The sequence below is a fragment of the Streptomyces sp. NPDC057682 genome (genome assembly GCF_042799575.1).
Classification (GTDB): domain Bacteria; phylum Actinomycetota; class Actinomycetes; order Streptomycetales; family Streptomycetaceae; genus Streptomyces.
In genome coordinates, this window is sequence record NZ_JBHVIN010000023.1 from 1 (window position 1) to 20,809 (window position 20,809).

Sequence of the window (20,809 nt, forward strand, 5' to 3'; positions counted from 1 at the left end):
CCAGAAAGGAGACGGCCTCCACCACGCCGTCCAAGCCGTCGCCACCATGCACAACCTCACCATGACCGGCTGAACCAACAGGTCAAACACCACTTTGACCTGCCCACACCCACCCTTCTGCAACAACCTTTAGGGCGTGTGGTGAAAGTAGCGCCGTCCGCCCGCAGGGCGGGCTCGGCGGCGTCTGGTGCGTGCGATCGCAAGGCGGAGGGTCGCCCCGATACTGGATGTATCGGGGTGATCCCGACAACGCAGCGAGCGTGCGTGCCAGGCGTCGCCGAGCAGGCGGGACTTTCACCACACGCCCTAGGCTCGGGGAGCCGGAGACCGTCCCGGAGCAGAACCATCAGGAGAGGTGAGCTGACGTGACCGAGCCGAAGAGGGCCCCGCTTCCGCACGACTTCCATCCCGAGGTGCCCTCGTTCACCGTGGTGAGCGAGGATCTGGCCCCGGGCGGGGTGCTGGCGGACGCGCAGGTGTTCGCAGCGGGGAACACCTCGCCGCAGCTGCGGTGGGAGGGGTTCCCGGCGGAGACGAAGAGTTTCGCCGTGACGTGCTTCGACCCGGACGCCCCGACGGGCAGCGGTTTCTGGCACTGGGTGCTCTTCGACATCCCGGCGTCGGTCACGGAGCTGCCGGCCGGTGCGGGCAGCGGGGCGTTCGAGGGGCTTCCCGAGGGCGCCGTGCAGGCCCGCAACGACTACGGGTCGAAGGAGTTCGGCGGCGCCGCTCCGCCGGCCGGCGAGAACCACCGTTACGTGTTCACCGTGTACGCGGTGGACACCGAGAAGCTCGGCCCGGACAGCGACACGTCCCCGGCGGCGGTCGGCTTCAACCTGCGCTTCCACACGCTGGGCCGGGCCCAGTTGGTCGGGGAGTACGCGGAACCCGCCGCCGGAGCCTGAATCCAGACGTTCCCCCGCCGTTTGCCCTGCCCTGGTCCTGGAGAGATCAGGGCAGAGCACTTTTTATTGCGTTGTCCATCACGGCCTGCCCGGCCAGAGTTGATCCGGGCCTGCCAGGGGGCGGGCGGCACACGGGAGGTGGGCGAGATGCGGGACACGCTGGTACTGAACGCGAGCTTCGAGCCGCTGTCGACGGTGACGCTGAACCGTGCGGTGGTGCTGATTCTGCAGGACAAGGCCGTCGTCGAGCAGTCCCACCCCGAGCTGCGCATGCGTGGTGCCGCCGTGGACATCCCGGTGCCGCGGGTGATCAGGCTCTGCCGGTACGTACGGGTGCCGTTCCGAAGACAGGCTCCGTGGTCCAGGCGGGGGGTGCTGATCCGGGACCAGCACCGGTGCGCGTACTGCGGGCGGCGGGCGAGCACCGTCGACCATGTGCTGCCGCGCGCCCAGGGGGGCCAGGACACCTGGCTGAACACGGTGGCGTCCTGTGCCGAGGACAATCACCGCAAGGCCGCGCGTACGCCGGAGGAGGCGGGGATGCCGCTGCTGCGGCAGCCCTTCGTGCCCTCGCCCGCGGACGCGATGCTGCTGGCGCTGGCGGCCGGGGACCGGTCGGAGCTGCCGGAATGGCTGTCGCGGTCCGCGGCGTAGCCGCCGTACGTCCGCTGCGGTAAAGGAGGCCCGCCTCGTGAGGAGGCGGGCCTCGTCTTGTCAGCGCAGGACGAGTTGGACGATGGCGACCGTTCCGACCGTGACGATGAGACCGCGCAGCAGGGCGGGGCTGAGCCGGCGGCCGATCGTGGCGCCTATCTGGCCGCCGAGTGCGGAGCCGACGGCGATGAGGATGACGGCGGTCCAGTCGAAGTCGGCGACGAAGAGGAAGAAGAGCGCGGCGATGCTGTTGACGACGGCCGCCAGGACGTTCTTCACGGCGTTCAGGCGCTGCATGGTGTCGTCCAGCAGCATGCCCATGAGGGAGAGGTAGATGATCCCCTGTGCGGCGGTGAAGTAGCCGCCGTAGACGCTGGCGAGCATCAGGCCGGTGAAGAGCAGCGGGCCGCCGTCGGGGCGGGCCTCGCCCCCGGTCCGGGCGCGGCGGCGCTGGACGGCTTTGCTGATGCGCGGTTGCAGGATGACGAGGACGAGGGCCAGGGCGACCAGCACCGGGACGATCGTCTCGAAGGCGGTGGAGGGCAGCGCGAGGAGCAGGGTGGCGCCGGTGAGGCCTCCGACGAGGGCGCCGGCGCCGAGTTTGAGGACCCGGCGGCGCTGGCCCTCCAGTTCCTTGCGGTAGCCGATGGCGCCGCTGATGGAGCCGGGGATGAGGCCGAGGGCGTTGGAGACGGTGGCGGTGACCGGCGGCAGGCCGACGGCCAGGAGCACCGGGAAGGTGATCAGCGTGCCGGATCCGACGATCGTGTTGATCGTGCCCGCGCTGATCCCCGCCGCGAATACGGCGAGCATCTCCCAGATGGTCATGGCTCATCCCCCGTGCATGATCGGTGCTTGGTGCACCGATCATGCACGAGGGGCGGCGGGCGTCAGTCGACGGGGGGTTCCTCGCGGCGCTCCGCGCCGGTGTTGAAGCCGGGGACCCCGCCGCCGATGTTGCCGAAGGCGCCGCTGAGGCCCTTGAGAGCGTCGCCGATCTCGCTCGGGACGATCCAGAGCTTGTTGGCGTCGCCCTCGGCGATCTTCGGGAGCATCTGGAGGTACTGGTACGAGAGGAGCTTCTGGTCCGGGTCGCCGGCGTGGATCGACTCGAAGACGGTGCGGATCGCCTGGGCCTCGCCCTCCGCGCGCAGGGCGGCGGCCTTGGCCTCGCCCTCGGCCCGCAGGATCGCGGACTGCTTCTCGCCCTCCGCGGTGAGGATCGCGGACTGCCGGGTTCCTTCGGCCTGGAGGATGGCGGCGCGCTTGTCACGGTCGGCGCGCATCTGCTTCTCCATCGAGTCCTGGATGGAGGTGGGCGGTTCGATCGCCTTGAGCTCGACGCGGTTGACGCGGATGCCCCACTTGCCGGTCGCCTCGTCGAGGACGCCGCGCAGGGCGGCGTTGATCTCCTCGCGGGAGGTCAGGGTCCGTTCCAGGTCCATGCCGCCGATGATGTTGCGGAGCGTGGTGACGGTGAGCTGCTCGATGGCCTGGATGTAGCTGGCGACCTCGTACGTCGCGGCCCTGGCGTCGGTCACCTGGTAGTAGATGACGGTGTCGATGTTGACGACCAGGTTGTCCTGGGTGATGACGGGCTGCGGCGGGAAGGGCACGACCTGCTCGCGCAGGTCGATCCGGTTGCGGATCGAGTCGATGAACGGGACGACGATGTTCAGGCCCGCGTTGAGCGTGCGGGTGTACCGGCCGAAACGTTCGACGATGGCGGCGCTGGCCTGGGGAATGACCTGGATCGTCTTGATCAGAGCGATGAAGACGAGCACCACCAGAATGATCAGGACGATGATGATCGGTTGCATCGTTTCCTCGTGCCCTTCGGTTGATGATCGTCACCGAGTCTGACAGAACGCGCCTTGGCGTGGGGGCAGTTCGGTCACATGACGACGGCCGTCGCCCCGTCGATGTCGACGACGTCGACCTGCTGGCCGGGCTCGAAGCTGAGTCCGGCGTCGAGTGAGCGGGCCGACCAGATCTCGCCGGCCAGCTTGATGCGGCCGCCCGCGCCGTCCACCCGTTCCAGGACGACGGCCTGACGGCCCTTCAGTGCATCGATGCCGGTGGCGTGCTGGGGCGCGCGGTCCCCGCGCTGCCTGCCGGCGATCACGCGCACCACGGCCGTCAGCGCCACCGAGACGATGACGAAGACGAGGACCTGGGCGACGATCCCGCCGCCGAGGGCCGCGACGACCGCGGCGGCGACCGCCCCCACGGCGAACATGCCGAATTCGGGCATCGCGGTGAGGACGAGCGGAATGCCCAGTCCCACCGCACCGATCAGCCACCACACCCACGCGTCGATGTCCACGGGGTCATGGTAGGACCGCGGGCGCCCTCACGGACAGGGCACAACCGGGCAGGACCGGCAACACCCTTTAGCCGAGGGGGAGTCCGCGGGCCGTGTAGCGGTCGCCCTGGTGCTCGACGACGAGGGGCAGGCCGAAGCAGAGGGAGAGGTTGCGGGAGGTGAGCTCGGTCTCCATGGGGCCGGCGGCGAGCACCTTGCCCTGACGAATCATCAGGACATGGGTGAAGCCGGGGGCGATCTCCTCGACGTGGTGGGTCACCATGATCATGGAGGGGGCGTACGGATCGCGGGCCAGCCGGCCGAGGCGGCGCACCAGGTCCTCGCGGCCGCCGAGGTCGAGACCCGCGGCCGGTTCGTCGAGGAGGAGCAGCTCGGGGTCGGTCATCATGGCGCGGGCGATCAGGGTGCGCTTGCGCTCGCCCTCGGAGAGGGTGCCGAACTTCCGGTCGAGGTACTCGGTCATGCCGAGGCGGTCGAGGAAGGCGCGGGCGCGGTCCTCGTCGACCTGGTCGTAGTCCTCGTTCCAGGTGGCGGTCATGCCGTACGCGGCGGTGAGGACCGTCTGCAGGACGGTCTGGCGGCGGGGCAGCTTCTCGGCCATGGCGACGCCCGCGATGCCGATGCGGGGGCGGAGGTCGAAGACGTCGGTGCCGACGCCGCCGAGGCGCTCGCCGAGGACCGAGACCGTCCCCCTGGTCGGGAAGAGGTAGCTGGACGCGATGTTGAGGAGGGTGGTCTTGCCGGCGCCGTTCGGGCCGAGGATGACCCAGCGCTCCCCCTCCTTGACCGACCAGGAGACGTCGTCCACCAGAGCGCGTCCGTCGCGGACCACGGATACGTCCACCAGCTCCAGTACATCGCTCATGAGCGCGTTGTCTCCCCATGCAGTGTCGAGATCGTCGCGTGCCTGTGGGCACAGCTCCCAGGGAAAACCTACGCCACCGCGCGAGTGCGGGGGTCCCAGGGGGCTGCCGAGGGGCCCGTCCCGCGGATCGGCCGTGACCGGCGGGGCGGCCCGAGGGGTGTCGTCGCACGCCCACCGGGGACGGCGGGCCAGCCCTTAGGCTGTGCCCATGCTTTCGGAACCACGTTCAGGGCTGCTGGCCGCCTGGGGCAACGCGCTGCTGGCCGGGCTCGTGTCGCCCGACGACGCGGCGGCGGCCATCGTCGGGGAGGACGCGGTGCACCGCGTCGAGGGACTGCCGGGCGAGGCCGGGCCGGTCGGGCTGACCCTCGCGCTGGGGCGGCTGCGGCGGCTGGGGGCGACGGGTTTCCGGGTGGCGCTGCCGGTTCCCGGGCATCCGCTGGGGCTGAGCGGCCCGGCGGAGTTCAACGCCCGTGCGCTGGAGGCGGAGGAGGCGGTCGTCACCTTCGGTGCGCCGTACGGGCTGGTGCCCGAGGTGCGGGCGGCGGGGCACACCGGGGACCAGCACGTCGAGTGCGTCTGGCACTGTCTGACGGTGCGCGAGGCGCCCCCGGCGGACGTGCCGTCGCTGGGCGAGGCGGAGCGGGAGCTGGCCGAGGCGATGCGGGAGGCGACGGCGGTGCTGTCGCGGCTCGACGTGGCGGCCTCCGGGCCGGTGGCGGAGGCGGCGCTGGACGCGTACCGGGCGCGGGCCGCGGGGGGCGAGGTCCTGGCGCCCGGCTATCCGCCGCGTGCGGCACGGGTGCTCGCGCTCGCGCAGCGGATCGGGCTGCTGGTCTCGCTGGCCTACGACGGGCACGGCGGTGCGGTGAGCTCCTCCGAGATCGCGGCGCGGGGCGAGGCGCTGCGGCCGGTGGAGCGAGTGGCCCGGCGGGCGCAGGTCGCCGCGTACAACGCGTACGTGGAGGAGCGGGCGCGGTAGGGCCTGTCCCAGCGGACGCCGCGGGCGCTTCTCCCCCTCCCCCACCCGGCAGGGGCTCCGCCGGGTGGGCGGCGCGGGGCGCCCTGTGGGTTCCCTCCCGACGCACGATGCCGCCGGCCCGTCCTCGGAGGACGGGCCGGCGGCATCGCCGTACGGGAGTGGCGCGGGTCAGCGGTTCAGGCCGAGGTTGCCGAAGGCCGGGTTCAGGAGGCCGATGACGTTGACGGTGTTGCCCACCACGTTCACCGGGACGTGGACCGGGACCTGGACGAGGTTGCCGCTGATCACACCCGGGGAGTGGGCTGCGACGCCGTGCGCGCCGGAGCCGCTGTGGCCGGTGGCGGACGCCGCGCCGGCTCCGGCCGCGATGAGCCCGCCGGCGATCATGGTGACGGCGGCAGCCTTCTTCAGGTTCTTCACTTCAGGTTCCTCCTAGCGTCGCCGCGGCGGTTCGCCGCGGCACGTCCTGGAGAACGTTCGTGGCCGGAAGAGGATGCGCCGTTCGGGTGACGTATACCAGTGAGGGTGAATCTCTGGATCGCGGCTGACGCCGGGGCGGAGGCCTGATCAGCCCGCGGCCCCGTGCCGCACGGCCCACAGGGCGGCCTGGGTGCGGTCCGCCAGGTCGAGCTTCATCAGGATGTTCGAGACGTGTGTCTTGACGGTCTTCTCGGACAGGACGAGGGCCCGCGCGATCTCCCGGTTGGAGCGGCCGTCGGCGATCAGGCCGAGGACCTCGCGCTCCCGTTCGGTCAGGGTGCTCCCCCGGCCCGTCCCCGCACCGGGCTCGTCCTGGGCGAGCAGCGCCCCGGCCACCTCGGGCTGGAGGAGGACGTGGCCCGCGTGGACCGAGCGGATGGCACCGGCCAGGGCGTCGGGGTCGACGTCCTTGTACACGTAACCGGAGGCTCCGGCGCGCAGGGCGGGGACCACCGTGCGCTGTTCGGTGAAGCTGGTGACGATGAGGACCTTCGCGGGGTTCTCCAGCTCGCGCAGGCGGCGCAGGGCCTCTATGCCGTCGGTGCCGGGCATCTTGATGTCCATCAGCACCACGTCGGGCCGCAGCTCCTCGGCCCTGGCCACGCCCTCGGCGCCGTCCGACGCCTCGCCGACGACCTCTATGTCGTCCTGGATCTCCAGGAAGGTGCGCAGGCCCCTGCGGACCACCTGGTGGTCGTCGACCAGCAGCACCTTGATGGTCCCGTCAGCCACAGGGCACCTCCATCTCGATCGTGGTGCCCTTGCCGGGCGCCGATTCAACGCTGAGTGTGCCGCCGACCCCGGCGGCGCGGTCCCGCATGGAGACCAGGCCCAGATGGCGTCCGGCCCGCCGGGTGGCCGCCGGTTCGAAACCGCGGCCGTCGTCGGTGACGCGGAGCACGGTGCCGCCGTCGCGGCGGGCGAGGGTGACGTCGACGTGGTCCGCGTCCGAGTGGCGCAGGGCGTTGTGCAGGGCCTCCTGGGAGACCCGCAGCAGGGCCTCCTCCTGGGAGGCGGGCAGCGCCCGGACTCCGGCGCTGGTGAAGGTGACCCGGGCCGTGTGGGCCCGGTCCATGACCTGGATCTGGGTGCGGAGGGTGGCGACGAGGCCGTCCTCGTCCAGGGCGGCGGGGCGCAGTTCGACGACGGCGGCGCGCAGTTCGTCGGCGGCCTCGGCCGCCAGGGCGGCGACCTGGTGCAGCTCGCCCTTGGCGCGGGCGGGGTCGCGGTCGACGAGGGCGGCGGCGGCCTGGGCGGTGAGGCGGAGCGAGAAGAGCTTCTGGCTGACCGCGTCGTGCAGTTCGTGGGCGAGCCGGGAGCGCTCCTCGGCGATCGTCAGCTCGCGGCTGCGTTCGTAGAGCCGGGCGTTGGTGAGGGCGATCGCCGCGTGCTGGGCGAGGATCGACAGCAGTTCCTCGTCCTCGGCGGTGAATCCGCAGCTGCCCTCGGGCTTCGGGCAGAGCTTGTTGGCGAGGAAGAGGGCGCCGATGACGTCGTCGCCGTCCCGGATCGGCAGGCCGAGGAAGTCGGACATGTCGGGGTGGGCGGCCGGCCAGCCCTCGAAGCGGGGGTCCTTGCGGACGTCGGCCAGGCGCTCGGGCTTCGCCTCGTGGAGCATCGCGGCGAGGATGCCGTGCTGGCGCGGGAGCGGGCCGATGGCCTTCCACTGCTCGTCGCTCACGCCGTCCACGACGAACTGGGCGAAGCCCCCGTGGTCGTCCGGGACGCCGAGCGCCGCGTACTGCGCGTTCAGCAGGTCGCGGGCCGAGGCGACGATCGTCTTGAGGACGTCGCGCATTTCGAGGTGCCTGCTCATGGCGAGCAGAGCGGCGCTCACGGCGGCGAGACCCGAGGCGGGGCGGTGGCTCATGGGGCTCACGGTACCGGCGGCCCGACGGTCCCGTATCGGCCTGTGGACGGCCGCGGACTAGGCCGTGGGAACTAGGGCGAAGTGCCCTGCGGGCCCGCCCGCGGGCCGAGGCGTGGGACGGGGGCCCGTTCCTACGGTGGAGGCGTCCGGACCGGTCTCCTGCCGGTCCGGGACCGACTGCCGAGGGGACGTCTGTCATGTCTGTCGCACTGATCACGGGCGGGTCGAAGGGGCTGGGCCGGGCGCTGGCCGCCGGACTCGCGGAACGGGGCTGGGACCTGGTGCTGGACGCCAGGTCGGACGGTCCCCTGCGGGAGGCCGCCGGGGAGCTGCGGAGCCGGTTCGGGGTCCGGGTGACCGCCGTCGCCGGTGATGTCGCGAAGGCCGGGCACCGGGCGGAGCTGGCCGCCGCCGCACGGGAGCTCGGCGGGCTCGATCTGCTGGTGAGCAATGCCAGTGCGCTGGGCGCCGAGCCGCTCGTACGCCTGGCGGAGCTGCCCGAGGAGGGGCTGCGGCGGGCGCTGGAGACGAATGTGGTGGCGGCGCTGGGGCTGGTGCGGGAGACCCTGCCGTCGCTGCGGGCCTCGGCGGCGGGCTCGGTCGTGGTGGTGAGTTCCGATGCTGCGGTGGAGCCGTACGCGAACTGGGGCGGTTACGGGGCGTCGAAGGCGGCGCTCGACCAGCTGGCCGCGGTGCTGGGGGTGGAGGAGCCGGGGCTGCGGGTGTGGTCGGTGGATCCGGGCGACCTGGGGACGGAGCTGTACGCGGCGGCGGTGCCGGAGGACCTCGCCCCGCGGCCGCGTCCGGAGAGCGTGGTGCCCGCGTTCCTGGAGCTGCTGGACCGGCGTCCGGCGAGCGGGCGGTGGACGGCCGGGGCCCTGCTGTCCGGGGCGGGTGAGCGGTGATGACGGCGCTGGACGCGCTGCGGGTGCCCGACGAGCTGCTGGCGCGGGTGCCCGCCGAGCAGCGGGGTGCGGGGCGGGACGACGTACGGCTGCTGGTCTCGCGGGGGACGGCGGTGTCGCACCACGCGTTCCGGGAGTTGCCGGAGCAGCTGCGGGCCGGTGACGTGCTGGTGGTGAACACCTCCCCGACGCTGGCCGCCGCGGTGAACGGGCGGGCCGGCGGGGAGCGGGTGGTGGTGCACTTCTCGACCCGGGGCGAGGACGGCCGCTGGGCGGTGGAGCTGCGGCGGCCGGACGGGGCGGGTGCGACGGTGCCGCGTCCGGGCGGGCCGGCGGGCGCGGTGGTGCGGCTGCCGGGCGGTGCGGAGCTGGTCCTGGCGGAGCCGGTGGCCGGCGGGGGCCCGGGGGCGCGGCTGTGGTGGGCGCGGGTGCCGGAGGGGGTGCCGGAGCTGCTGCGGCGGTACGGGCGGCCGATCCGCTACGGGTACACGGAGCGGGACCAGCCGCTGTCCGCCTATCAGACGGTGTTCGCGCTGCCGTCGGCCGACGGGAGCGGGTCGGCGGAGATGCCGAGCGCGGCCCGGCCGTTCACTGCGGGGCTGGTGGCGGCGCTGGTGAGCCGGGGCGTGCAGTTCGCGCCGCTGACCCTGCACACGGGGGTGGCCTCGGCGGAGGTGCACGAGCCGCCGTACCCGGAGCGCTTCGCGGTGCCGGCGTCGACGGCGTGGCTGGTGAACGCCGCGCGTGCGGGCGGCGGGCGGGTGATCGCGGTGGGGACGACGGCGGTGCGGGCGCTGGAGTCGTCGGCGGGGCCGGACGGGGTGGTGCGGGCCGCGTCGGGGTGGACGGATCTGGTGGTGACGCCTCGGCGCGGGGTGCGGGCGGTGGACGGGCTGCTGACCGGGCTGCACGAGCCGCGCGCCTCCCATCTGCTGATGCTGGAGGCCGTCGCGGGCGGCGCGGCGCTGGGCCGGGGGTACGCGCAGGCGCTGGAGCACCGGTACCTGTGGCACGAGTTCGGGGATGTGCACCTGCTGCTGCCCGGGGAGCGGGGGTCCGGGTCCGGTCCGGCGCCCCGGGAGGGGCTCCAGAGCCTCACGCTATGAGTTGCAGGAGCAACGGATGGTGAAACGGGACGGGGTGCGGTGTGAGGCCGGGCATAGGGCCCAGGTCACTTACGAAGTTCCCTAGTGGGTGGAAAAGGGCGATTTGCTCGGCGTCACGTGTGGGCCATAACGGACAAACAACCCCGTGTTCCACTATCCGGCTTCGTACGTCACACCTTTGCCAGGCCATTTTGCCGCCGCTAAGAATTGCTGTTGTCCCCGACGGAGATGCGCAGTCGCTCCCGTCTTCGTCCTCCGTGAGGACTCCCGCGATTCGAAGAGGTAATGCCTGTATGTCCGCGTCCCGCATTCCCGCCCGTCTCCGTAACCTGAACAAGACCCAGAAGCTCTCCGCCGCCGGTGTCTCCGCCGTCGCCGCCGCTGCACTCTCCTTGTCCCTGGTGCCCGGTAACGCCGCGGCCGAGACCGAGCCGCAGGCCCTCTCCGCGTCCCCCGTCGTCTTCGACTCGACCGCCCCGCAGGCCAGGACCATCCAGAACAGCCTGCTGGAGCAGCACGCCTCCGCCGAGCAGCTGGTCAAGGCCGTCGACGCCGCCAAGGCCGAGAAGGCCGCCGCCGCGAAGGCCGAGAAGTCGAAGATCGAGGCCGTCGCGAAGGCCGAGAAGGTCAAGAGCGAGGCGCAGGTCAAGGCCAAGGTCAAGAAGGCGAAGGCCAAGAAGGCCGCCTCCGAGCGCGGCGGACACCACAAGTCCAGCCGCTCCGAGTCCCGCACCCCCGTCTACGCGAACAACCTGGACGGCTGGATCAAGGAGTCGCTCGCGATCATGAAGGAGAAGGGCATCCCCGGTACGTACGAGGGGCTGCACCGCAACATCATCCGCGAGTCCAGCGGCAACCCGAACGCCATCAACGACTGGGACATCAACGCCCAGAACGGTGTGCCCTCGATCGGTCTGCTCCAGATCATCAAGCCGACCTTCGACTACTACCACGTGTCCGGCACCCCGCACACGCAGTACGACCCGGTCGCCAACATCACCGCGTCGGCCAACTACGCCGCCGACAAGTACGGCTCGATCGACAACGTCAACAGCGCGTACTGACGGCTGTGAACACGCCGGAGGGCGGCACCCCACGGGGTGCCGCCCTCCGGCGTCGTACGGTGGCGCGCTTCGGCGCTACTTGCGCATGACCTCGGGCTCGTGGCGGCGCAGCAGCCGGGCGACGGCCACTCCGCAGATGATCCCGAGGACCAGCAGCACGGTGATGTTGACGCCCCACTGGCCGGCCGAGTGCTCCCACAGCGGGTCCAGGTCCGTGGGGTTCTTGGCGTCCCACGGCGGCATCAGGTGGGCCAGGTCGAGCGTGGAACCGGCGCCGGCGATGGCCCAGCGCGAGGGCATCAGCCAGGCGAACTGCTCCAGGCCGGGCGAACCGTAGACCTGGAAGAGGATGCCGGTGAAGACGACCTGGACGATGGCGAACATGACCAGCAGCGGCATGGTCTTCTCGGCGGTCTTCACCAGCGAGGAGATCACCAGGCCGAACATCATCGAGGTGAAGCCGAGGGCGATGATCGTGACGCACAGCTCCACGGCCGGCGGCATGATCAGCCCCTCCTCGGGCAGATCGCGGGTCGCGAAGCCGATCCCGCAGATGATGACGCCCTGGATGGCCGTGATCACGCCGAGCACGATCACCTTGGACATCAGATAGGCCGAGCGGGAGAGGCCGGTGGCCCGTTCCCGTTCGTAGATGACCCGTTCCTTGATCAGTTCTCGTACGGAGTTGGCGGCGGCCGAGAAGGTCATGCCGATCACCAGGATCAGCATGATCGTTCCGGCGTCCCCGTTGAACCGGGACGGCGGCTTGGGCGGTGCCAGTCCGAAGTCGGCGGGGATGACCACGCTGACCACGCCCAGCACCGCGGGCAGGATCACCATCAGCCCCATGAAGCCCTTGTCGGACGCGATCACCGACACATAGCGGCGCATCAGCGTCCACAGCTGCGCCGACCAGCCCTGCGGCTTCGGCGGGCGCATCTGCTGCGGCGGCGGCATGTGGACGGACTGCGCGGCGACCGCGTCGATGTCGGCCGCGTACAGCTGGTAGTGCTGCGAACCGCGCCAGCGGCCCGACCAGTCGTAGTCGCGGTAGTTCTCGAACGCCGAGAAGACATCGGCCCAGGTGCTGTAGCCGAAGAAGTTCAGCGCCTCGTCCGGCGGACCGAAGTAGGCCACCGAGCCGCCCGGCGCCATGACCAGGAGCTTGTCGCAGATGGCCAGCTCGGCGACGGAGTGGGTGACGACCAGGACGGTGCGTCCGTCGTCGGCCAGTCCGCGCAGCAGCTGCATCACATCGCGGTCCATGCCCGGGTCGAGACCGGAGGTCGGCTCGTCCAGGAAGATCAGCGACGGCTTGGTCAGCAGCTCCAGGGCCACCGAGACGCGCTTGCGCTGGCCGCCGGAGAGCGAGGTGACCTTCTTGTCCTTGTGGATGTCGAGCTTCAGCTCGGCGAGGACCTCGTGTATCCGCGCCTGGCGCTCGTGCTCCGTGGTGTCCGCGGGGAAGCGGAGCTTGGCCGCGTACTTGAGGGCGCGGGCGACGGTCAGTTCCTTGTGCAGGATGTCGTCCTGCGGGACCAGACCGATGCGCTGCCGCAGCTCGGCGAACTGCTTGTACAGGTTCCGGTTGTCGTACAGGACGTCGCCCTGGTCGGCGGGCCGGTAGCCGGTCAGCGCCTTGAGCAGGGTGGACTTACCGGATCCGGACGGGCCGATGACGCCGATGAGCGACTTCTCCGGGACACCGAAGGAGACGTCCTTGAGGATCTGCTTCCCGCCGTCCACGGTCACCGTGAGGTGGCGGGCGGCGAAGGAGACCTCACCGGTGTCGACGAACTCCTCGAGACGGTCGCCGACCAGCCGGAAGGTCGAGTGACCGACGCCGACGATGTCGTTCGGGCCGATCAGCGCCGAGCCGGACTTGGAGAGCGGCTGGCCGTTGACGTACGTGCCGTTGTGGGAGCCCAGGTCGCGGATCGAGAAGCGGCCGTCGGGCGTCGCGTGGAACTCGGCGTGGTGGCGCGAGACCTGGAGGTCGGAGACGACCAGTTCGTTCTCCAGCGCACGGCCGATCCGCATCACACGGTCGAGGGCCAGCTGGTGGAACGTGGTCGGGCTCCGGTCGCCGTAGACGGGCGGGCCGCCCGCCGGACCGCCGGCGCCCATGCCCTGCTGCGGCACCCGGGGCTGCTGCTGCGGGGCCTGCTGCTGCCAGCCCTGCTGCGGGGCGTGCTGCTGCGGGGCCTGCTGGTGCGGCATGCCGGGTCCCGGCTGCTGCGGCGCAGGGGCGTGCTGCTGCGGGGCGGGGGCCTGCGCCCCCGCGGCGGCCTGGCCGCTGTACACCCCGGCGGCGCTGAGGCCGAGCCGGGGGCCGTCGGTGGCGTTGCCCAGGTTCACCGTGGATCCGGGGCCGATCTCCATCTGCTGGATCCGCTGCCCCTGCACGTACGTGCCGTTGGTGCTGCCGTGGTCCTCGATGGACCAGGCGCGGCCGTTCCAGCTGATCGTGGCGTGCCGCCACGACACCCTGGCGTCGTCGATCGTCATGTCGCCCTGCGGATCACGTCCGAGGGTGTACGACCTGGACGGATCGAGCGTCCAGGTCCTGCCATTCAATTCCAGTACGAGTTCCGGCACTCCGCGCCCCACTAGTTGTCCCCCGAGTTACCCCCGTTGCAGGGAGTCTAGGGATGCTGAACATCGTGGGGAACTATTCCAGGAGCAGTCCCGGATACGAAAGCCGGGCGGAGGGCGATGCCAAAGCCGGGCGGGACGGTGACCGAACCGAGACCGCGCTGTTGCGACCGCTCCGGGGCAAACCTCATGCTTCCCGGCAGCCCCCCGCACACCGGGGCGGAACGCTTCCAAGAGCATGATCACGGACATCGGACGCGCTGTCCGGTCCTCGGGACGGGCCGTCGGGCGCACGGCCGGGACCGATACGGTGGGAGCACCATGAGCGCACCTCAGCCCCCGCAGCCCGCCCTGTCTCCCGAGCCCCCCGCGTCACCGGGCTCCGCCACCCCGACGCTTCTCGTGAAGATCTTCGGGAAGGACCGGCCCGGCATCACGGCCGGGCTCTTCGACACCCTCGCCGCCTACTCCGTGGACGTCGTCGACATCGAGCAGGTCGTCACGCGGGGCCGGATCGTCCTGTGCGCCCTGGTCACCGCGCCGACCGCGGGCGGGACCACGGAGGGCGATCTGCGCGCCACCGTGCACAGCTGGGCCGAGTCGCTGAAACTCCAGGCCGAGATCATCTCCGGCACGGGCGACAACCGCCCGCGCGGCGACGGCCGTTCCCATGTGACGGTGCTGGGGCACCCGCTGACGGCGGAGTCGACCGCCGCCATAGCGGCCAGCATCACGTCGACCGGCGGGAACATCGACCGTATCTTCCGGCTGGCGAAGTATCCGGTGACGGCCGTGGAGTTCGCGGTGTCCGGTACGGGTACGGAGGCGCTGCGCACCGCGCTGGCCACCCAGTCCACCAAGATCGGGGTGGACGTGGCCGTGGTCTCGGCCGGGCTGAGCCGCCGGGCGCAGCGGCTGGTGGTGATGGACGTCGACTCGACGCTCATCCAGGACGAGGTGATCGAGCTCTTCGCGGCCCACGCCGGCTGCGAGGCCCAGGTCGCGGAGGTGACCGAGCGGGCGATGCGCGGCGAGCTCGACTTCGAGCAGTCGCTGCACGCCCGGGTGGCGCTGCTGGCCGGGCTGGACGCCTCGGTGGTGGAGAAGGTCCGCGCCGATGTGCGGCTGACGCCGGGGGCCCGCACCCTGATCCGTACGCTCAAGCGGCTCGGCTACCAAGTGGGCGTCGTCTCCGGGGGCTTCACGCAGGTGACGGACGATCTCAAGGAGCGGCTGGGGCTCGATTTCGCCTCCGCCAACACGCTGGAGATCGTCGACGGGAAGCTCACCGGACGGGTGACCGGGGAGATCGTGGACCGGGCGGGCAAGGCCCGGCTGCTGCGCCGGTTCGCCGAGGAGGCCGGGGTGCCGCTGGCGCAGACGGTGGCGATCGGCGACGGGGCGAACGATCTGGACATGCTGAACACGGCGGGGCTCGGGGTCGCCTTCAACGCCAAGCCGGTGGTGCGCGAGGCCGCGCACACGGCGGTGAACGTGCCGTTCCTGGACACCGTGCTCTATCTGCTGGGCATCACGCGCGAGGAGGTCGAGGCCGCCGACGGTCTCGTCGAGTAGGCCCGCGTACGCCCGAGGGCCCCGGTACGCACATCGCGTACCGGGGCCCTCGGGTGTGCCGGGCGGGGGGTCAGTCGTTCGGGGTCCAGTACTCGACGAGCGTGCCGACGCCGTGCTCCACGGACTTCCAGCCGCCGGTGAACGCGACCACGGCGAAGGCGGCGGTCGGGAAGCCGCCGCGGCTCATCCGGGCCAGGGCGTCGCCCTCGGCGGCGCCGGAGAGGGCGTCGGCGACGGCGTGCATCCCGGGATTGTGGCCGATCACGAGCAGATCGCGGACCTCGTCGGGGGTCTCGTCGAGCAGGGCGATCAGCTCGCCGGTCGAGGCCTCGTAGATCCGCTCCTCGTACACGGTCCTGGGGCGTTCCGGCATCTCGTGCACGGCCAGCTTCCAGGTCTCCCGCGTCCGGGCGGCGGTGGAGCAGAGGGCCAGGTCGAAGGCGATGCCGGTGTCGGCGAGCTTGCGGCCGGCCACCCGGGCCTCGTTGTTCCCCCGTTCCGCGAGCGGACGCTCGTGGTCGGAGTCGTTCGACCATTCCGCCTTGGCATGCCTGAGAAGGACGATCCTGCGAGGTGTATCGACGCTCATACACCTCAGCTTCGCATGAAACGCGCGGCCCGGCGCAGGGTGTTGACGGGCTCCCGCGCCCCGTTCGCCGGACGTCAGCGGCCCAGGAGCGCGACGAGGTGCCCCAGCAGCCGGCCGATCGCCGGATCGCCGGAGGCGGCGTGCGCCTCGCCGGGTCCGACGACGAGCAGCAGGAGCGCGGCGAAGGCGAGGGAGGGCAGCACGACGGCCCACCACGGCAGCCGGACCTCGACGCCGGCCGTGTCCGGGCGGGTGGAGCGGATGTCCGTACGGGCCTGCATGACCGCCTCCGTGGGTGCTGGTTCTCGACACCCACGAACCTACGGATGCGGCGGCGCCGGTCCCATCCGGTGACCCACCCACTTCACCCTGCCCCTGGCCCCCTAGGGGATGGTGGGGCCAGCCCCACCATCGGCGGGCCTCAGGGCGAGAAGACCGAGGCGATCACGCCGATGACGACCGTGATCAGCAGCATGGCCCCGAGGACGAGGAGCAGCTTCTTCTGACCGTTCTGGGGATGGGGGTCGAGCACAGGAGACATGGCCCCAGTCTCGCATCTCAGCATTCGTCCTCGATCGTCCGGTCCCGGCCGGCGAGGAAGCCCGCCGCCATCTGGGGCACCATCAGGGCCGCCATCAGCGCGATCGGCACGCCCCAGCCGCCGCTGTGCTGGTAGAGGACGCCGACCAGGAGCGGGCCGGGGATGGAGATGAGGTAGCCGGTGGACTGGGCGAACGCGGAGAGCCGGACGACGCCGGCGCCGCTGCGGGCGCGCATGCCGATCATGGTGAGGGCGAGCGGGAAGGAGCAGTTCGAGATGCCCAGGAGCACCGCCCAGGCCCAGGCCCCGCCGGCCGGGGCGAGGAAGAGCCCGGCGTAGCCGATGAGGCCGCAGGAGCCGAGGAAGAGGACGATCGGGCCCTGGTTCCGCATCCGGCCGGCGACCCGGGGGATGACGAAGGCGAGCGGGACGCCCATGGCCATGGTGACGGCGAGCAGCACGCCCGCGGTGCCGGCCGAGACCCCGGCGTCGCGGAAGATCTGCGGCATCCAGCCCATGGTGATGTAGGCGGCGGTGGCCTGGAGGCCGAAGAAGCAGGCGAGGCCCCAGGCGGTGCGGCTGCGGGTGATCCGCAGCTCGGGGGCGGGGGCCTGGGCGGCCGCGGGCTGTCCGGCGGTGCCGCCGCCCCGCACCAGCGGGAGCCAGGGCAGGATCGCGGCGGCGGCGAGGACCGCCCAGATGCCGAGGCCGGCCCGCCAGCCGCCGCCGAGCGCGTCGGTCAGCGGCACGGTGACGGCGGCGGCCAGGGCGGTGCCCAGCGCCAGGGCCATGGAGTAGAGGCCGGTCATGGTGCCGACGCGGTCGGGGAACCAGCGCTTGACGATCACCGGCATCAGGACGTTGCTGACGGCGATGCCCATGAGGGCCAGGGCGCTCGCCGCGAGGAAGCCGGCGGTGCCGCCGACGAGCGGCCGGAGGACCAGGCCCGCGGTGATGGCGGCCATGCCCGCGCAGACGACCGCGCCGGGTCCGAAGCGGCGGGCCAGGCGCGGCGCCATGACGCCGAAGACCGCGAAGCAGAGCGGGGGCACCGAGGTGAGGACCCCGGCGACGCTGCCGCTCATGTGGAGTCCGTCGCGCACCTCCTCCAGGAGGGCGCCGAGGCTGGTGATGGCCGGGCGGAGGTTGAGCGCGGTGAGGACGAGCCCCACGGCGACCAGCCGCAGGGTCCACGCGGAGGGGGCCCCGGACCGGGTGGGGGCCTCGGTGCGGGGGGCCGCCGGGGCGGCGGGGTTCAGGGTCCCGGCGGGGGTGCCGGTCGGGGTCTCGTCGTCACGCATGGGGCCATCATAGAATCATGGGATGATTGGTTGTCCAATCCTCTGAGAAGATGCGGACACCTCCGCGAGACGACGGCCCGCCCGCCGTCCGCCGCCCACCCGAGCAAGGAGCACCATGACGCTGACGACCCCGCGGCGTTCGGCTCTCGCCGACCAGGTGATTGCCCAGCTGAGGAACCAGATCACGTCCGGCGAGTGGCCCGTGGGATCGCGCATCCCCACCGAGCCCGAGCTGGTCGAGCAGCTGGGGGTGGCGCGCAACACGGTGCGCGAGGCGGTGCGCGCCCTGGCGCACAACGGACTGCTCGACATCCGCCAGGGCTCGGGCACCTATGTCGTGGCCACCAGCGAGCTGGCGGGGGTGATGCACCGCAGGTTCGCCTCGGCCGATCCGCGCCATGTGGCGGAGCTGCGCTCGACCCTGGAGTCGTCCGCGGCGCGGCTGGCGGCCGTCCGGCGCACCGACCGGGACCTGAAGCAGCTGGACACGCTGATGCGGCGGCGCGAGGAGACCTGGGCGGCCGGGGACGTGGAGGCGTTCGTGGCGGCGGACGCGACGCTGCACCTGGCGGTGGTGGCGGCCTCCCACAACGACGTGCTGACCGGCCTCTACGCCGACCTCGGCGATCTGCTGCGGGACTATCTGCGGGGCGACGTGGGCGCCGAGCTGCGGCCGGAGAACCACATGGACCACGGCCGGCTGGTCGAGGCGATCCGGGCGGGCGACGCGGAGACGGCGGCGACGGAGGCCGCGAGCCACGCGCTGACCTGTCTGGCCGACCCGGTCTGAGGCGGGGGCCGGAAGGCTCAGGTCCGGGCCGTGGCGTGGGTGACCCACGCCGAGGCGACGTCCTTCCAGCAGCGGTCGTCCAGACGCACGGTCCGGCCCGGCGGCACGTCGACGGCGCGGCCGTCGGCGTCGATGTCCCACCACTGGGCGCACTCGGTGTGCAGCTGGACGCGGTCGGTGGAGGGGTACGGGTTGTGGCAGTAGGCGACGACCCGGGAGCCCTTCACCGACGTACGGCATTCGGCGCCCGAGGGTTCGGGGCTGGGGGCCGGGGGCGCGGCGGCGCCGGTGGCGCCGACGTGCCCGGCGGCGTACAGCCCGGCCGGGACGAGGAGTCCGACGACGACGGCGCCGGACGCCAGCAGGGCCTTGGTTCGGTGAGGTGTACGTCGCACAGCGATCTCCTCCCCTCGCCTGACCAGAAGTCCGGTTCCTCCACATTCTGCGGTGGATCGTCCGGCTTTTCGACCTGAGCGGCGGGAGGCCGTGCGGGACAAGGGAAGGGGCCCGGAGGACCCCCGGCACACGGCCGCGCACCGCCTCCGGGGAGACGGTGCGCGGCCGGTGCGTACGGGGTCGGGGTCAGGCGCCCATCATGTGCACGCCACTGTCGACGTGGATGATCTCGCCCGTGGTGCGCGGGAAGAAGTCCGAGAGCAGCGCGACGATGCCGCGGCCGGCCGGCTCGGGGTCGGTCATGTCCCAGGCCAGCGGCGCGCGGGTGTTCCACACGTCGGCGAGCCCGTCGAAGCCCGGGATGGACTTGGCGGCCATGGAGCCCAGCGGTCCGGCCGAGATCAGGTTGCAGCGGATGCCGTCCGGGCCCAGGTCGCGGGCGAGGTAGCGGGAGGTGGCCTCCAGCGCGGCCTTGGCCGGGCCCATCCAGTCGTACTGCGGCCAGGCGAACTGCGCGTCGAAGGTCAGGCCGACGATCGAGCCGCCCTCGCTCATCAGCGGCTTGCAGGCCATGGCGAGCGACTTCAGCGAGAACGCCGAGACGTGCATCGCGGTGGCGACCGACTCGAAGGGGGTGTTGAGGAAGTTGCCGCCGAGCGCGTCCTGCGGCGCGAAGCCGATGGAGTGGACGACGCCGTCGAGCGAGCCCAGCTCGTCACGGACCAGACCGGCCAGCCGGTCCAGGTGCTCGTCGTTGGTCACGTCCAGCTCGATGACCTTGGCGGGCTTGGGCAGCTTCTTGGCGATGCGCTCGGTGAGCGTGGGCCGCGGGAACGCGGTCAGGATGACCTCGGCACCCTGCTCCTGGGCCACCTTGGCGGCGTGGAACGCGATGGACGACTCCATCAGCACCCCGGTGATGAGGATGCGCTTGCCGTCGAGAATTCCGCTCATGGTGATCAGTGACCCATGCCCAATCCGCCGTCAACGGGGATGACGGCTCCAGTGATGTACGAAGCGTCGTCGGAGGCCAGGAAGCGCACCGCGGCGGCGATCTCCTCCGGCTGCGCGTAACGCGCGAGCGGGACCTGGGCGACGATGCCCTTGCGCTGTTCCTCGGTGAGGACCTGCGTCATGTCGGTGTCGACGAAGCCGGGCGCGACGACGTTGAACGTGATGTTCCGCGAGCCGAGCTCGCGCGCCAGGGACCTGGCGAAACCGACCAGACCGGCCTTGGACGCGGCGTAGTTGGCCTGTCCGGCCGAGCCGAGGAGGCCGACGACGGAGGAGATGAGGACGACGCGGCCCTTCTTGGCCCGCAGCATGCCGCGGTTGGCGCGCTTGACGACGCGGAAGGTGCCGGTGAGGTTGGTGTCGAGGACCGAGGTGAAGTCGTCCTCGGACATCCGCATCAGCAACTGGTCTTTGGTGATACCGGCGTTGGCGACCAGCACCTCCACATTGCCGTGCTTCTCCTCGATCTCCTTGTAGGCCTGCTCCACCTGCTCGGGGTCGGTGATGTCGCATCGGACCGCGAGAACCCCGGCCTCGGTGAGCTCGGCGGGCGGCTCGCCGGAACGGTAGGTGACCGCGACCTTGTCGCCGTTGTCGGCGAAAGCGCGGGCGATGGCGAGGCCGATGCCCCGGTTTCCTCCGGTGACGAGAACCGAGCGGCTCAACGGATCACCCTTTCCCTAGCGGTCTGGTACGTCGAAAACCTATCGGTACCGTCCGCCCCGCGAGCAATCGGCCCCTGACAGGGCCTCCCCCCGGGCACTGTGGGGTTCCTACAGTCGGACCGCCCGGCCCGTCCGGTGCCCGGGGAATTCGGCCGCGGGGCCGCCGCGGCCGTGCTTCACTGCCTC

The 20,809-nt window shown here is 71.7% G+C and carries 23 protein-coding genes; 8 read left to right on the forward strand and 15 right to left on the reverse strand.

All coding sequences use genetic code 11. The features are described 5' to 3' along the window. Positions 1–365 precede the first annotated feature (365 nt). Together ACFVDM_RS33205 and ACFVDM_RS33210 are read left to right on the forward strand one after the other, a co-directional pair. Entirely contained in the window at positions 366–905 is a 540-nt protein-coding gene (locus ACFVDM_RS33205; RefSeq protein ID WP_383649200.1) for a YbhB/YbcL family Raf kinase inhibitor-like protein, read from the forward strand. Positions 906–1,052: 147 nt separating this feature from the next. Next, positions 1,053–1,559, forward strand: coding sequence for an HNH endonuclease (locus ACFVDM_RS33210; RefSeq protein WP_383649204.1), 507 nt, complete (start codon positions 1,053–1,055; stop codon positions 1,557–1,559). Positions 1,560–1,619: 60 nt separating this feature from the next. On the opposite strand, the gene ACFVDM_RS33215 is transcribed toward ACFVDM_RS33210, so the two are convergent. The 4 genes from ACFVDM_RS33215 to ACFVDM_RS33230 all read right to left on the reverse strand — a co-directional run bounded on the left by ACFVDM_RS33215 (position 1,620) and on the right by ACFVDM_RS33230 (position 4,750). Further along, complete coding sequence (locus ACFVDM_RS33215; protein WP_383649207.1) at positions 1,620–2,387, reverse strand: sulfite exporter TauE/SafE family protein; 768 nt, start codon at positions 2,385–2,387, stop codon at positions 1,620–1,622. A gap of 62 nt (positions 2,388–2,449) precedes the next feature. Beyond that, positions 2,450–3,379: an SPFH domain-containing protein gene (locus tag ACFVDM_RS33220; protein WP_383649210.1), complete on the reverse strand. Its 930-nt coding sequence runs from the start codon at positions 3,377–3,379 to the stop codon at positions 2,450–2,452. A gap of 74 nt (positions 3,380–3,453) precedes the next feature. Next, positions 3,454–3,885 carry an NfeD family protein gene (locus ACFVDM_RS33225; protein WP_383649214.1) on the reverse strand — a complete coding sequence of 144 codons (432 nt, stop codon included), beginning with the start codon at positions 3,883–3,885 and terminating at the stop codon, positions 3,454–3,456. Between the two features lie 67 nt (positions 3,886–3,952). After that, entirely contained in the window at positions 3,953–4,750 is a 798-nt protein-coding gene (locus ACFVDM_RS33230) for an ABC transporter ATP-binding protein (RefSeq protein WP_383649217.1), read from the reverse strand. A gap of 208 nt (positions 4,751–4,958) precedes the next feature. Here ACFVDM_RS33230 and ACFVDM_RS33235 point away from each other — a divergent pair, with 208 nt between their 5' ends. Next, on the forward strand, positions 4,959–5,732 hold the full coding sequence (locus ACFVDM_RS33235; protein WP_383649219.1) for a hypothetical protein: 774 nt from the start codon (positions 4,959–4,961) through the stop codon (positions 5,730–5,732). A 168-nt stretch (positions 5,733–5,900) separates the two neighbouring features. On the opposite strand, the gene ACFVDM_RS33240 is transcribed toward ACFVDM_RS33235, so the two are convergent. From ACFVDM_RS33240 to ACFVDM_RS33250, 3 genes are all read right to left on the reverse strand, one after another. Beyond that, entirely contained in the window at positions 5,901–6,152 is a 252-nt protein-coding gene (locus ACFVDM_RS33240) for a chaplin family protein (RefSeq protein ID WP_383649221.1), read from the reverse strand. A 147-nt stretch (positions 6,153–6,299) separates the two neighbouring features. Further along, the gene (locus ACFVDM_RS33245) at positions 6,300–6,944 is read right to left on the reverse strand and encodes a response regulator (protein ID WP_383649223.1); all 645 of its coding nucleotides are present in this window, start codon (positions 6,942–6,944) and stop codon (positions 6,300–6,302) included. Beyond that, positions 6,937–8,082, reverse strand: coding sequence for a GAF domain-containing sensor histidine kinase (locus tag ACFVDM_RS33250; RefSeq protein ID WP_383649225.1), 1,146 nt, complete (start codon positions 8,080–8,082; stop codon positions 6,937–6,939). The genes ACFVDM_RS33245 and ACFVDM_RS33250 overlap by 8 nt, the downstream gene beginning before the upstream one ends. A 197-nt stretch (positions 8,083–8,279) precedes the next feature. On the opposite strand from ACFVDM_RS33250, the gene ACFVDM_RS33255 reads away from it, so the two are divergent. The 3 genes from ACFVDM_RS33255 (at position 8,280) to ACFVDM_RS33265 (ending at position 11,157) form a co-directional block, all read left to right on the forward strand. Continuing rightward, positions 8,280–8,987, forward strand: a complete 708-nt coding sequence (locus tag ACFVDM_RS33255; RefSeq protein ID WP_383649228.1) for an SDR family NAD(P)-dependent oxidoreductase — start codon at positions 8,280–8,282, stop codon at positions 8,985–8,987. Then, complete coding sequence (locus ACFVDM_RS33260) at positions 8,987–10,093, forward strand: S-adenosylmethionine:tRNA ribosyltransferase-isomerase (protein WP_383649230.1); 1,107 nt, start codon at positions 8,987–8,989, stop codon at positions 10,091–10,093. The genes ACFVDM_RS33255 and ACFVDM_RS33260 overlap by 1 nt, the downstream gene beginning before the upstream one ends. Positions 10,094–10,386: 293 nt before the next feature. Beyond that, a complete protein-coding gene (locus ACFVDM_RS33265) occupies positions 10,387–11,157 on the forward strand; it encodes a transglycosylase SLT domain-containing protein (RefSeq protein ID WP_383649234.1) in 771 nt (256 codons plus the stop codon). A gap of 75 nt (positions 11,158–11,232) precedes the next feature. On the opposite strand, the gene ACFVDM_RS33270 is transcribed toward ACFVDM_RS33265, so the two are convergent. After that, positions 11,233–13,767, reverse strand: coding sequence for an FHA domain-containing protein (locus ACFVDM_RS33270; RefSeq protein ID WP_383649237.1), 2,535 nt, complete (start codon positions 13,765–13,767; stop codon positions 11,233–11,235). Between the two features lie 306 nt (positions 13,768–14,073). Here ACFVDM_RS33270 and serB point away from each other — a divergent pair, with 306 nt between their 5' ends. Continuing rightward, positions 14,074–15,327 (forward strand): phosphoserine phosphatase SerB, encoded by a 1,254-nt coding sequence (gene serB / locus ACFVDM_RS33275; protein ID WP_383649240.1) that lies wholly within the window; start codon positions 14,074–14,076, stop codon positions 15,325–15,327. Positions 15,328–15,397: 70 nt separating this feature from the next. Here serB and ACFVDM_RS33280 read toward each other — a convergent pair whose 3' ends face one another. The 4 genes from ACFVDM_RS33280 to ACFVDM_RS33295 all read right to left on the reverse strand — a co-directional run bounded on the left by ACFVDM_RS33280 (position 15,398) and on the right by ACFVDM_RS33295 (position 17,758). Beyond that, entirely contained in the window at positions 15,398–15,916 is a 519-nt protein-coding gene (locus tag ACFVDM_RS33280; protein ID WP_383649243.1) for a SixA phosphatase family protein, read from the reverse strand. Positions 15,917–15,990: 74 nt separating this feature from the next. Then, a complete protein-coding gene (locus ACFVDM_RS33285; protein WP_383649247.1) occupies positions 15,991–16,197 on the reverse strand; it encodes a hypothetical protein in 207 nt (68 codons plus the stop codon). 140 nt (positions 16,198–16,337) lie between these two features. Next, positions 16,338–16,448, reverse strand: coding sequence for an SGM_5486 family transporter-associated protein (locus ACFVDM_RS33290; protein WP_383649690.1), 111 nt, complete (start codon positions 16,446–16,448; stop codon positions 16,338–16,340). Between the two features lie 26 nt (positions 16,449–16,474). Continuing rightward, positions 16,475–17,758 carry a CynX/NimT family MFS transporter gene (locus ACFVDM_RS33295; RefSeq protein WP_383649250.1) on the reverse strand — a complete coding sequence of 428 codons (1,284 nt, stop codon included), beginning with the start codon at positions 17,756–17,758 and terminating at the stop codon, positions 16,475–16,477. 115 nt (positions 17,759–17,873) lie between these two features. On the opposite strand from ACFVDM_RS33295, the gene ACFVDM_RS33300 reads away from it, so the two are divergent. Beyond that, on the forward strand, positions 17,874–18,548 hold the full coding sequence (locus ACFVDM_RS33300) for a FadR/GntR family transcriptional regulator (RefSeq protein ID WP_383649252.1): 675 nt from the start codon (positions 17,874–17,876) through the stop codon (positions 18,546–18,548). 17 nt (positions 18,549–18,565) lie between these two features. On the opposite strand, the gene ACFVDM_RS33305 is transcribed toward ACFVDM_RS33300, so the two are convergent. The 3 genes from ACFVDM_RS33305 to fabG all read right to left on the reverse strand — a co-directional run bounded on the left by ACFVDM_RS33305 (position 18,566) and on the right by fabG (position 20,623). Then, a complete protein-coding gene (locus tag ACFVDM_RS33305) occupies positions 18,566–18,943 on the reverse strand; it encodes a hypothetical protein (RefSeq protein WP_383649255.1) in 378 nt (125 codons plus the stop codon). A 187-nt stretch (positions 18,944–19,130) separates the two neighbouring features. Continuing rightward, complete coding sequence (fabI, locus tag ACFVDM_RS33310; RefSeq protein ID WP_383649259.1) at positions 19,131–19,898, reverse strand: enoyl-ACP reductase FabI; 768 nt, start codon at positions 19,896–19,898, stop codon at positions 19,131–19,133. Positions 19,899–19,903: 5 nt separating this feature from the next. After that, positions 19,904–20,623 (reverse strand): 3-oxoacyl-[acyl-carrier-protein] reductase, encoded by a 720-nt coding sequence (fabG, locus tag ACFVDM_RS33315; RefSeq protein WP_383649263.1) that lies wholly within the window; start codon positions 20,621–20,623, stop codon positions 19,904–19,906. Positions 20,624–20,809: the final 186 nt, after the last annotated feature.